Genomic DNA, 257 nt, shown 5'->3' with positions numbered 1-257 from the left:
AGCAGGGGCTATGAGCGCTTCAGCACAATTAAATAATACTGGAACCACTTTATGAACCACATGATTTTCGGGCTGATAATCAGGGTGTAAATCGTTATGTAACAACCAACCTTTGAGTAACCGAGTCCGTCCCTGAATTTGCCTAAATCGCCCAAGTAACTCATACAATCTCGCTTGGACAATACTCAACTCTTGGGTACATTGACTTAAGGTTTCTTGCAAACTGGTCATCAGTAAGCGGCGCAGTTCGCGAATAT

General features: G+C 43.2%; 1 pseudogene. It reads right to left on the bottom strand.

What is annotated here, in order from left to right:
- A pseudogene (locus AAEZ03_RS28065) lies at window positions 1–257 on the bottom strand (phosphoenolpyruvate carboxylase); the annotation flags it as partial.

The sequence above is a fragment of the Pseudomonas sp. HY2-MNA-CIBAN-0224 genome (assembly GCF_040310285.1).
Classification (GTDB): domain Bacteria; phylum Pseudomonadota; class Gammaproteobacteria; order Pseudomonadales; family Pseudomonadaceae; genus Aquipseudomonas; species Aquipseudomonas helleri.
This window is presented reverse-complemented; position numbering and strand designations above follow the sequence as displayed.